The organism is Pseudomonas allii (genome assembly GCF_055380095.1).
Genome location: NZ_AP039450.1, coordinates 4,347,764 through 4,359,874 on the forward strand (window position 1 = coordinate 4,347,764; position 12,111 = coordinate 4,359,874).

General features: G+C 55.0%; 11 protein-coding genes. 4 read left to right on the forward strand and 7 right to left on the reverse strand.

The window, feature by feature from the left end; genetic code table 11:
- A complete protein-coding gene (locus ACZ445_RS19750) occupies positions 1-669 on the reverse strand; it encodes an ABC transporter ATP-binding protein (protein WP_058426370.1) in 669 nt (222 codons plus the stop codon).
- A 275-nt stretch (positions 670-944) separates the two neighbouring features.
- Here ACZ445_RS19750 and pmrG point away from each other — a divergent pair, with 275 nt between their 5' ends.
- The 3 genes from pmrG (at position 945) to ACZ445_RS19765 (ending at position 4,972) form a co-directional block, all read left to right on the forward strand.
- Entirely contained in the window at positions 945-1,622 is a 678-nt protein-coding gene (pmrG, locus tag ACZ445_RS19755; protein ID WP_058426391.1) for a lipopolysaccharide core heptose(II)-phosphate phosphatase PmrG, read from the forward strand.
- Between the two features lie 174 nt (positions 1,623-1,796).
- Entirely contained in the window at positions 1,797-3,452 is a 1,656-nt protein-coding gene (gene arnT / locus ACZ445_RS19760) for a lipid IV(A) 4-amino-4-deoxy-L-arabinosyltransferase (protein ID WP_310864044.1), read from the forward strand.
- A complete protein-coding gene (locus ACZ445_RS19765; RefSeq protein WP_464707479.1) occupies positions 3,452-4,972 on the forward strand; it encodes an ArnT family glycosyltransferase in 1,521 nt (506 codons plus the stop codon). Before arnT ends, ACZ445_RS19765 begins: the two co-directional genes overlap by 1 nt.
- Before the next feature lie 9 nt (positions 4,973-4,981).
- Here the strand turns inward: ACZ445_RS19765 and ACZ445_RS19770 are convergent, their stop codons facing one another.
- The 6 genes from ACZ445_RS19770 to ACZ445_RS19795 all read right to left on the reverse strand — a co-directional run bounded on the left by ACZ445_RS19770 (position 4,982) and on the right by ACZ445_RS19795 (position 10,911).
- Positions 4,982-5,692 carry an AAA family ATPase gene (locus tag ACZ445_RS19770; RefSeq protein ID WP_058426367.1) on the reverse strand — a complete coding sequence of 237 codons (711 nt, stop codon included), beginning with the start codon at positions 5,690-5,692 and terminating at the stop codon, positions 4,982-4,984.
- On the reverse strand, positions 5,692-6,435 hold the full coding sequence (locus ACZ445_RS19775) for a hypothetical protein (RefSeq protein ID WP_058426366.1): 744 nt from the start codon (positions 6,433-6,435) through the stop codon (positions 5,692-5,694). The genes ACZ445_RS19770 and ACZ445_RS19775 overlap by 1 nt, the downstream gene beginning before the upstream one ends.
- Positions 6,436-6,443: 8 nt before the next feature.
- Positions 6,444-7,637 carry a YcaO-like family protein gene (locus tag ACZ445_RS19780; RefSeq protein WP_063611834.1) on the reverse strand — a complete coding sequence of 398 codons (1,194 nt, stop codon included), beginning with the start codon at positions 7,635-7,637 and terminating at the stop codon, positions 6,444-6,446.
- Positions 7,624-8,430, reverse strand: coding sequence for a SagB/ThcOx family dehydrogenase (locus tag ACZ445_RS19785; RefSeq protein WP_058426364.1), 807 nt, complete (start codon positions 8,428-8,430; stop codon positions 7,624-7,626). Before ACZ445_RS19785 ends, ACZ445_RS19780 begins: the two co-directional genes overlap by 14 nt.
- Positions 8,427-9,284, reverse strand: a complete 858-nt coding sequence (locus tag ACZ445_RS19790) for an McbB family protein (RefSeq protein ID WP_058426363.1) — start codon at positions 9,282-9,284, stop codon at positions 8,427-8,429. The genes ACZ445_RS19785 and ACZ445_RS19790 overlap by 4 nt, the downstream gene beginning before the upstream one ends.
- 697 nt (positions 9,285-9,981) lie before the next feature.
- Positions 9,982-10,911, reverse strand: a complete 930-nt coding sequence (locus ACZ445_RS19795) for an ATP-binding cassette domain-containing protein (RefSeq protein WP_058426362.1) — start codon at positions 10,909-10,911, stop codon at positions 9,982-9,984.
- A 558-nt stretch (positions 10,912-11,469) separates the two neighbouring features.
- On the opposite strand from ACZ445_RS19795, the gene ACZ445_RS19800 reads away from it, so the two are divergent.
- Positions 11,470-11,778, forward strand: coding sequence for a DUF6124 family protein (locus ACZ445_RS19800; RefSeq protein ID WP_058426361.1), 309 nt, complete (start codon positions 11,470-11,472; stop codon positions 11,776-11,778).
- The last annotated feature ends 333 nt before the right edge of the window (positions 11,779-12,111 follow it).

Sequence of the window (12,111 nt, forward strand, 5' to 3'; positions counted from 1 at the left end):
TCAGGCGGCGCCTGCGGCGAGAACGCGCCCACGCTGCAACACCACCTGACGGTCCAGCCGTGCAGCGATGCGCGGGCTGTGGGTGACCATCAACAGGCTGGTGGGGCTGTCGCGCAAGAGGTCCAGCAACAGTTGCAGCACTTCGTCGCTGGTCGCCTCGTCCAGGTTGCCGGTGGGCTCGTCGGCCAACAACAGGCCCGGGCGTGATGCCAATGCGCGCCCCACCGCCACCCGTTGCTGCTGGCCGCCAGAGAGCTGTTCCGGGTAGCGCTTGAGCAAATCCCCCAGGCCCAGGCGCTCGACCAGCTGCGCCTGCCACTGGGGGTCAAAGCGTCCCGCCAGCCGCGCCTGGAACGCCAGGTTGTCCTCGACCCGCAAGCTGCCGATCAGGTTGAACTGCTGAAACACCAGGCCGATTTCGGTACGCCGCCAATGGGCCAGTTGCGCTTCGCTCAGTTGATCCAGGCGCTGCTCGCCCACCTGGATGCTGCCGCCATCCACCCGGTCGAGCCCGGCCACCAGGTGCAGCAAGGTGCTCTTGCCGCTGCCCGACTCGCCCATCAGCGCCAGGCTGCTGCGCTGGCCCAGGTGCAGATCGACACCGGCCAGCACCGCCAACGGCCCCTGGGGGGTGGCATAGCTTTTGATCACACCTTGCACCTGCAACATGACAACACTCGTTTGATGGGCGGCCATCGAGAATAACGGCTGCCGCCCAAGGTCACGCAAATTTTTCACATGGATTTCACCGGCTGCCCACCCGTGCCTCTTTAAATTACCCACCAAGCCTCACTTGCCGGCAACTTGTTAGTTGCCCTTTTTCACAACTTTTTACATGCAAGGTGTTCAGCGAAAAGACAGCCGTCGTGTGACAGTCTCTGGTCCCACTAAGGACATTCGCTAAAACGTTGCGCCTAACTAATACAAGACTGCCAACAATGCCCATGGTGAATGAAGTGGTTGACCTTACCCTGACCAAACCGCGCTCGCCCCGGGACTTTTTCAAGCGTTTGCAACGACTCTGGCTGGGACTTACGGTGGTTGGCCTGCTGCTGGTGTGCAGCCTGTTCTGGCCGGCGTCGCCACGGGACCTGGGCATCGGCAACCGCCTGCTGACCTCGCAAGTGATGCCGCTGTGGCGCGACGGCGACCTGATCGTACTGGTGCGCCATGAGGAGCGTTGCGATCGCTCCGCCAACCCGTGCCTGGGCCCGATGGAAGGCCTCACGGTGCACGGCAGCCAACAGGCCGAAAAGCTCGGCAACGCCTTCAAATCCATGGGCATGGAGACCAGTGATGTACTCGCCAGCCCCGCTATCCGCACGGCGCAGACCCTACGTTTCATGTTCAACAAAAACGAGCTGACCTCGGGTCAACAAGCCATCTGCGGCACGGCCATGGGCGAGGAACTGCTCAGTCAAAAGACACCCGGACGCAATCTGGTGTTCGTTACCCACAGTGGTTGCATCGCCGACTTCGAAAAAACCCAGGGCTTTCCCCATGCCGCGTTTCCCGAATACGGCAGCGCGTTGTTCGTGCAGGCATTGCCCAACGGCAAGTTGAAGATCCTGGGCATCGTCAACAATCCGGATTGGCCTGCCGCGCTAAAACAGACCCACTAACTTACTCCCCGCCCTGTTCAGCAAAAAGACAGCCCTGTTCTGGCATGTTTAGTTGCGCCTTTTAACTAAGGACGTCATGAATATTTTCTGCAATTGTGTGAACGCTGTGATTTTTTCCACTATTACTTCATCACTTGAAACCCACATCTCAGAGCGTCAGGGAGCGACGTTTGCATGACCCGACTAAAACCCCTGCCGGTATTACTGCTGGCCTTCGTTGCGTTTTACCTGCTGCCCCTGGGCCTGCATGGTTTGTGGATCCCGGACGAAACCCGCTACGCCCAGATCAGCCAGGAGATGCTTCAGACCGGCAACTGGGTGTCCCCGCATTTCATGGGCATCCGCTATTTTGAAAAACCCGCCGGCGGCTACTGGTTGATTGCCCTGGGCCAGGCGGTGTTCGGCCAGAACCTGTTCGGCGTGCGCATCGCCTCGGCGCTGACCACCGGCTTGAGCGTGCTGCTGGCCTACTTGATCGCCCGTCGCCTGTGGAATGACCCGCGCAAAAGTTTCGCCTGTGCCCTGCTCTACCTGAGCTTCGGCCTGGTGGCCGGGCAGGCGGGGTATTCCAACCTCGATCCGCAATTCACCTTCTGGGTCAACCTGAGCCTGGTGGCCCTGTGGTTTGCCCTCGATAGTGCCACGCTGCGCGGCCGCCTCTGGGCTTGGGTTGTCGTGGGCCTGGCCTGCGCCATGGGGTTCATGACCAAGGGCTTTTTAGCCTTGGCGCTGCCGGTGCTGATTGCCGTGCCGTACATGCTCTGGCAGCGTCGCCTGGGTGAATTGCTGCGCTATGGCCCGTTGGCGATGGTGGTCGCAGTACTGGTCTGCCTGCCATGGGCGCTGGCCATCCACCTTCAGGAACCGGACTTCTGGCGCTTCTTTTTCTGGAATGAACACATTCGCCGCTTCAGCGCCGACAACGCGCAGCATGTGCGGCCGTGGTGGTTCTTCCTGCCGATCATCGCCGTGTCCAGCCTGCCGTGGGCCGGGCTGCTGCCGACGACTCTGCGCAAGACCTGGCAGGAAAAACGCCAGCCGGCGATCACCTTCCTGGCGTTGTGGCTGCTGCTGCCCCTGGGCCTGTTCAGCTTGAGCCGAGGCAAGCTGCCGACCTACATCATGCCGTGCCTGCTGCCCCTGGCATTGCTGATGGGCCATACGCTGATCGACCTGGTCAAGCAGGGCAAAGCCCGCACGATCTGCCTCAATGGCCTGTTCAACTTTGTGATCGGCATGGCCGCCATGATCGGCCTGATCTACCTGCAAATCGCCCGGCCGCTGTACAGCAACAGCCACGCCGAGATGTTCAGCTTGTCCCTGGCCTTCATCGTGCTGCTGGTGTGGATTCTCGCCAACCTGCTGCAAGTGATTCGCCCATTGACGCTGTGGGCGATGCCTGCACTGGGCATCGGCCTGCTGGTGATCCTGTTGCCGGCGAGCATGCCGTCCTGGATCGCCGACAACGAAATGCCCGACCAGTTTGTGCTTGAACACCTGGAAGAACTGCAACAGACCCACGCCCTGCTCAGCAACGAACTGGGCGGTGCCAGCGCCCTGGCCTGGCGCCTGAAACGACCGGAAGTCGCGCTGTATGACACCGAGGGCGAGCTGCGCTACGGCTTGCAGTACGCGGGCTCGGTGCAGCGCAAAGTGGAACTGGACGGGGTCCAGGCCTGGCTCAAGGAAGCGCGCCAGCACGGCTCGGTGGGCGTGCTGCTGCGGGTCAACAGCACCAGTGAAATGCGCGAAGCCGGGCAACTGCCGCCAGGCGGCAAACGTTACTACAAGGGTTATCTCGAATTGATCATCTACCCGAGCCTGCCCTGATGACACCCTTCTGGAAGACCGAACGCGGCGCCCTGCTGCTGTTGCTGGGCGTCACCGCGCTGCTGCTGCTCACCGGCCTCGGCGCACGCGACCTGTGGGGCCCGGAGACCCGCTGGGCAAACATCGCCTTGCAGATGCTGCAGAGCGGTGACTACTTCGACCCGTACCTCAAAGGGACCCCCTATTACGACAAGCCCCTGCCCTCCTACTGGCTGATCACCGCCACGGCCCACCTGATGGGCGGCCTCGGTCCGTGGTCGCTGCGCTTGCCCTCGGTAATCGGTGCGTGGCTGAGTGTGTGGCTGATCTACCTGCTCGGTGAGCAACTGATGCGCAAGGGCACCGGGCTGATCGCCGGCTGGATGCTCGCCACCACCTTCTACTTTCTGTTCTGGGCGCGGGTGGCCACGGCGGATGTGCTGACGGTGTGTGGCGTGCTGGCGGCCGTCTGGTGGTACTGGCGCGGGCCGGACGACACCCGGCTGGGTCGCTACACCGTGTTCTTCCTGTTGCTGGCCGTGACCTCACTGTTCAAGGGCTTGATCGGTTTTGTGCTGCCAGGCCTGGTCCTGCTGCCGCACCTGCTCGGCGAGCAGCGCTACAAGCGCCATCTCAACCTGCGCCTGGTGTTCGCCCTGCTGATCGCCGCCGCGGTGTATGCCGTGCCGTTCGTGCTGTCGCATATCTACGGTGCGCCCTCCTATGGCCAAAGCGGCCTGGCGCTGGTGTTTCGCGAAAACGTGGTGCGATTCTTCGACCCCTTTGATCACATGGGGCCGATCTACACCTACCTGATCTACCTGCCCGCCTACACCCTGCCGTGGGTTCCGTGCTGGCTGCTCGGCCTGTGGCTGGCGCTGCGGCACTGGCGCCAGACCCCGCCCAACGTGCGATGGCTGGTGTGGGGCCTGGGCCTGTTGTTTGTGTTCTTCACCGCCAGTGGCAGCCGGCGCAGCTACTACGTGTTGCCGCTGGTGCCCTTCGCCCAGTTGCTCGGCGCCTGGTGGCTCAGCGAACGCCTGCAGGCCAGGCCCGCCAGCCGGCCGCGCTGGTCCAAAGGGTTCGCCTGCGCCGCCGTGTTGATGCTGCTGGTCATTGGCGTGGCCTACCCATGGAGCAACGGCAATGGCGGCGTCACCCGCTTGGCCGAGGATGTGCGCAGCGAAGCGGTCAAAAGCGCGCCGTGGGAGCAATGGCAACTGGTGCTGGTCGAAGTGGACAACAAGGTGCCGATGTACCTGCAAAACGGTGGCAAGCCGTTCTACTACGTAGCCGAGACCCAGGACTTCCCGCGCCAGGGCGACAGCGCAGCGTTCATGGCCTGGTTGCAGAAAACCAGCGGCAAGGCCTTCGACGCGCAGCGCACGATCATCGTCGCGCAGTATTCCAAGGACGACCCGACACCGTTGGCCTACCTGGGTTCGGATCACCAGGTCATCACCACCCAGCCGGACAATGGCGAGCGTTTGTTTCAAAAACGTGAGGGGGGCAGCGTGGCGTTCGTTCCCTGGTCCAAATAGACGGCGGTCTTATCCTTTCAGGCTGGCGGCATGGATAAATGCCTCATCCAAGCTTTGGGCGTCGTACGCGTCCATGAAGCCTTGCGCGTCAGTGAACCGGTTGAACCGCCTTTGGCTCAGCATATAAAAATCATCGCAATGCGCGACGACCTCATCGACGTTATGTGATGAAACCAAGACCGCGACACCCTCTGCCGCAGCCCCCTCCAGACAGCGCCAAATGTGATAACGAAATTCCGGATCCACACCCGCGGTGGGCTCATCCAGTATCACCAAGTCCGCGTTGGCACAGAGCAACGACAACGTAAAAAACCAGCGTTTCTCTCCATAGCTGCAGAGCGCAGATTTTTTGTTCCAGATCTCGCAGTACCGTTCGGCGATGCCGGGGCTCCATTTTTCGATTTTATCGAGTGCATGTTGTTGGGTGACCCGGGTGTCGGAGCAAAACAGCATGGCCATTTTGAAGATGTCGAACATGCGAAATACAGGCGGCGTACTGATGACCTGCGACAGGTACAGCAGCTTGGAGAAGGAGCTGCTTATTTCACCACCCTCTACTTTCTTCAGGCCGCACAGCACGTCAAAAAACGTCGTTTTACCGGAGCCGTTGGGGCCGAGAAGGCCTGATATGCAACCGGCCTCAACTGTCAGCGAAGCCTGATGAAACACGATATGCGTTCCATACCTGACACCGAGAGAGTCTACGAGAAGCCTCGCCATCAATATCGACTCCAAATAGGATTAATCAACAAAAAACGACATAGCACTAAAAACAAAAACAGAAGGGAAAGGGTAACCACCCAGACAACCAACGCGCACTCCACCACGCCGCCCACCATTATTTTATTCGCCCACCACAGGGGGTTGAAAAAATTGACAACCGTTAATAACGGACTGACTGAATCCATGCTGACGATCCCAACAGCCAACATCAAAAGGGACAGAATAGAAAAGAGCGTACTCGCATTTTGAAAACCTAACGGGACCAGCGTCAGCAATAACGCGGGAATAGAGAAAAGCAGAAAGCAAACATAAAATCGCCCTACAATCATGAGGTACTCCGCACTATCAAGCCCCCCTGAATGCATTCGCGTGAGCATATAAAATACGGAGCAGTACACTATTGAAACAACTGAGTAAGCCAAAAACTGCCCAAGTAAAAACACAACCTTCGTACGGCCCGTGTAAACAAAAGATCGAAGGAAGCCACTTTCCCTTCGCCCGACGATGTAAAAGGCCAGACCAAACAACGCCACATTGGAGCACACAAATGCGTAAAACCATGAAGTCCCCGAAAGATAATCCACAGCCTCACCACTCAGCGGCGCACGCGCATAGGTAATCAAGTAATAGGTCACCACGGGAGACACGACTGTCCACAATAATGCAACCGGCTCTCTGAGTTGCTCTTTTATGAATAACGCCGCTAGCACAGCCGGCCTCGACACACAATAAAAGTCCATGATTGACCTCACGGAAACGGGACCATCACACTTAGCCTAGTGCTGAGTATCGACGACTCAAACTCCTTGGAGTACTTATTTATCAAATTGAAATTCTGCGAATTATTCATATGAAGAAACAAATCAGGAGAGACAAACTTAACAAAGACGCCTGCCACCCCATTAATTTCTTCTAATCTGGAGTAAAAATAGCCAGCGATATCTAACTGCTTCAGCACAAGCAAAAATCCAGGCAATGTAAAATCTTGTAGAGATCCCACACCTCCACACTCGAGCACATTGACGGTTTTCAGATAGGTCTCATAAGCATTGCAACTTAAAAAGTAACGTATATATGAGTCCTCAAGCTTTTCCTCGTCAGAGTTGGTTGCCTTGAACACATTCATAAAACGAAAAGTTTGCCAGAGCTCTAGCAAGGACTTTTCTAAAGCGAGCGTCATATTCGAAGAATAGGCCATACCAGCACAATAATTCACGTGACGATCATTTCTTTCCTGTCCATACACAACCAATATGCAACACCCTGGAAATCTGGCATCCGATATATCTAAAAAAGTAATATCCCCGGACATAGATAGAAGACCATATAAGTGCCTGACTTCCCGACTCGCCAATAATTTCTTCACTTCTGTAGCCGGGATCAGTGAACGACACATTTTCGTTAACCAGAACCTGATAAGAAACTGACGTTCAAGGTATTCTTTTATGGCCCCTAGAAAGGCAGTATTTGGGCACCAGTGAAAACTGCACCCACAGGTATCCCGCAAAGGGTAGAACACGTTATCATCACCGACGCTATGGGACGAGAGCGAAATACAGACAGTAGGAATAAAACACGTAGAGAAGTCAGAGGCTCTGGCCACTTGACTTAAAGCAAATCGGTGCGCGCTAACCTCTGCTAGAGTGGTTTTCTTATTCGCAGTCTGAATGAATGCTTCCGCAAAACCCAGAGACTCGCTTCCTGATAGAGAGTCACTAAGGCAACCACGTTCTTTTGCCAAAACTTCCCTATAGAAATGCCGGCGCTCGAAATACTCACCTGTAGCAGTTTTTATCGAATTCGAGCCTCCTCCGACACCAGATCCATTAACAGAAAGGAAATCCGATATTTCTACGGAGCTTGGCAGGCCGAGTATGCCCGCAGGCTGAAAAAGGAGTATCCCGGGCAAATCCGGATTATGCATACCATTAATAAGCTTCATGCTGCTTACCTACAAAATGAACACACATCGGAAAAAACAGAGCAGGGTTAATTCCCAAAACCTTGCACAGCATAAGGTCCGTATAAGCCGACCATAGCCGACATGACAGCCCCAAGAGCTTTGCTTGCAGTTCGACAAGCATGTAAATTGAGCCAACCTCCATCAATGCCATTCGATACGCACGATACCGATACTTGAAGAGATTTTTAGGCATATAGACCGCGTAAACTATTGCCAGACTGGGCGTTCCAATTTTATTAGAAGAGAACAGCAGTGCCGCTTTGAGTTCCTCTACGGCAACTTGAATTTGCATCACCTCAAATTTTCGGGACTTCGGAAGCAAATGGAGTACTTTTCCAGGACAGGGCCAAGTAGGATCATCCTCAATCATCGAACAGAGAAAAACCTCAGCCGGGTACAGTGCACCACCGCTCGGATATCCTCTTTTACAAGAGTCCAAATCCCGTGACAGTAATGGGAACATCAATTTCTCTACATCTGAAAACTCTAACAAGAGAGATGCAAATTCCTCACACGACTCATTCCTGTATAATGCTCCCTCTCTATCGTCCTGGGATATATTGATCGCCAGCGACAGGTCCATATCGGGATAAAGCGCCAATTCATTACCCGTTAGTTGCTCCAGACTTTTCTCATCCAACCGATGGAGAACTGTACGGCCTTTAGTAGCGCGATGAAATGTAAAATTACCCTTATTATGAAATTCAAGCACTTCATCGTAAACTGACGACTCTATAAACCTAAGATAATAATCATGCGGTATATTTTTCATTTACCCGCCCTCAAACAATCACACATATACCAATGCGAGTTAGACTCTTCTGATACCTGACCATCTATCAGTTGAATACATGAACCATGCAGAACATCATCCTGATATTTATGCATATCATTATACTCGGTGAAAAACTTAACCTTTTTGATAACCGCACCAACGACGATCATTTCCTGATAAAGACTGAGCGTCTTAGCGGGCACACCTATATGTTCATTCTTACAAAACGCCAAAACACTCGCCCAGTTATTCTTTGCAGCCGTCACTGACTGGTTATGAAGAAGCCTGTCGACGCTACAAAAATGACACGGGTTCCCTATCTCTGCGATATGAGGCTGACCAACGCAAAAAATGCTACCCATTTGCCAACAAACACTAATGGCGCTTTTAGGGGACGCGCGCGCAAGATCAAAATATAAACTTTTAACGCGATCATAATCATACGTATAGCACAACAGCACAATAAAACACCTAAGATTCCGGACTGACTCGACCAGCTCACTTGAAAACGACTTAAACTCCAAACACGTGGAAAGCTCACATCTGAATAGGCGTTCAATATCAACCTGACCTGCCCACTCATGAACAACTATCGTTTTTTCAAAAAATATTTCCTCGGCTAGCCGCAGTGGAACTACTCTTTCTAAAAATTCAAAAGCACCACTTTGACTCAACCCATTTTCCGCCAACACCTCTTCCAGCTCTACTTTCGTCATTAACTTCGACAGCTTTATTTTTCGAAGAGCTTTCAGTAACGACTGAGAATGAATTTTCGAAATCCCAACATCGGAAATCAGCAGACTCTCCGTTTCGAAGTTTAATATTTCATAATTGGGTATGATTATATTCATTGTACGATCCCCTGTAGAGGTTTTCTGACAAACCAGAAAACCTCATTAGGTGAGTGAATACCGAATTTACTCATCCGTTGATGCAGGCTCCATTATCGAGTTATGGCAGCCCCCGCTTCCCCCATTACACCCGCCGCCCCCACCACACCCTCCGCTACCACCGCACCCACCTTGACTTCCTGACGCTCCGGCATTACCTGCGTACGGGTTGAACCCTTCTTCACTTTCGAAACTAAAAACAATTTCTCCAAACTCTTCGCTGTTCATTTCGGGCCTCCAGTTTCAGCCTTATACATATATTGACTCAGGTTGCTCACCATCAAGCAACAAAACCAAATCTAGTCCAACTGGAGAATATCGCAATAACAATAAAAACTTCATGTAGGAAATATAACTACTAATTTTAGGAAATTTCACTCACAAACTTCGGAAGATCAACAATTGCCAAAAGCAACAGAACCATCACCCATCGCGCCTCAAAAAATCAATCCATGTAAATCTAACAACTTAGAGATTATCGAACCAATAGAAGCAACTAATACTCACGCAGGTATCTTTTGCAAAACAGAACTTAGTCCTACAGACGCGAAGAAAAAAACCGACAAACGGCACAGGTTAGTTCTTAGGGTTTGTCACCCGCGCGAGTCAATGCGATCCGTCCGCAGTAGGCATCACTCACTGCGCCATACACCCGCAATCAAGTATCCGGATTGATCCTGCTTTTACGCTTCACACCGGCCTCGCCCGTGTCCATTCGCAAACCCGCCACCTGCTCCTGCACCGCCCGCCCCTCCGCCCGGTTGCGGATGAAACCGGCCCGGGTGAACCGTTCCAGAAACGGCACCGGCAAGGCTTTGTCGGGAGTTACCGCAGGTTGTTCAGCCACATCGCCAAACAAGGTGTACGCCGCACTCGGCAAGTGCCGGGTGTTGAGATCGCTGGCCAGGCGGCCCGCTTGCAGGACGATGGCGCGGTTGGTCACCCGTTGCAGGTCGGACAAGCGCTGGGAAATGCAGAGGATCGCCACGCCCCGGGCGCGCTGGCTGTCGATCAGGCCGAGCAGGCGTTCGGCGTCGGTTTCCGACAGGGCAGCGGTGGGTTCGTCGAGGATCAGCAACCTGGGTTGCAGGGCAAAGGCGCGGGCCAGTACCAGCAGTTGGCGGTCGGCCTGGCCAAGGCGTTCCACCGGGTGTGGCAGCGGCAGCTCCAGGCCCAGCCCGGCGGCGATGGCTTCGGCGCGTTGCAGCAGGTTTTTGCGGTTGAGCAGAAAATCCGCGTCGGGTTGACCGAGTTCATCCAGCAACAGGTTCTCGGCCACACTGAGGCCGGGGGCGATGGCGTCGTCGGGGTGCTGGTGCACGGCCACGATGCCAACCCGCCGCGCCGACAATGGCGAGGTAAAGCGTTGGCGCTGCCCATCCACCCACAGCTCACCGGCATCCGCCACCAGGCTACCGCTGAGGATTTTGACTAACGTTGATTTGCCCGCCCCCGTAGCGCCGAGCAACGCCACGCCCTCGCCTGGGTACATATCCAGGCTGACCTGATCCAGCGCCCGTTGGGCACCAAAGGTCTTGCACAGGCCCAGCAGGCGTATCAGGGGCTCGGGGGCAACGGGGTTGCTCATGGCTAATCTCTAAGGCGGAACGATGACTCATTACAACGTGCGAACACGCTGATTTATTCCGAACAACAATGAGTTAGGTCCCGGATTAAATGCATTACCTCAAGAACAATCCAATAGCTGAATCGCATAGCCAAATTTTTTTGAGTTATAAGGCAATTATTAGCAGTTTGAGGAATGCGTTCAGCAAAGCAACCCTGTAGACCACAGGGACAGCAACGGCATCGTTGAGCGGGAGGGCTAGTGGCATTTGGTCATGCTTTGTAAAGGGCCAGCAAGGCGTGTCGCTTTTAATTGCAGGACGTTTCCTAGACAATCTCCGCCGCCTTGTGCCTGCTGGAATCGGTGGCTAGTCTGCGGTCCGTCACTGGGTTTCAGTGATCGGGTTTAGCAGCCTGACGTCAATAGGCACACGGTTCACATCTGCATCTATGGTGGCTGTGCGCGGGGCACCTTCGGGTGCGCTGGTTTTCCTATTGACCGGTCTGCTAACCCGCGTACAGCTGCCACCCTCGTTTAGCAGCGTTGGCGGTAGCTCCCTTGCTCAATAGGAGTTACACCATGAACAAAGCCCTACCCGACCCACCCCAAGACCTCACCAAAGACCGCGCCGCCTTCAACCGCGCCATTGACCATTACCTGCCGTCACAGGGTTTCCACGCCCTCCACGAAGACCTGAGCTTCGAAGACGCCCTGCTCTACACCGCCAGTTTGCTCGACAGCGCATCCGCCACCGCGCTTGATTGTGGCGAGACGCTAAGCAACCCCGAACGGGCAAGAATCCTGGCGGTCTGGCATTTGCTGGAGATCGCCAGGGCGACCGTAGATCGCTCCATCGAGTGCCTGAAACCTGCGCCTGCGACTGCCTGAACACGATCAGAAAATGTAGGAGCGTACCCACGATGCGAAGCGAGCCGCACTTGATTTTGATCTTAGGCGCCCCGTCAAACACGCTGGCCGGAATTCGGCAGGGATTTGGGGGGTAAACCGGCAGGGATGCCGGTTTAGCTGCCCCGCGCCATGGATGGCGCGTGGCGGCGGCGCCCCAAATCACTGTCGGATTACGGGCACACCGAGCCTAAGCGAGGTGCCGAGTGTTGGGGCAAGAGCGTTTTGCTTACTTTTGCGCTGTTCAAAAGTGAGCCGCCGTAAGGGCGGAACCATAAGCCGTCGTTACCCTAATAACGGATATGTACACCAACC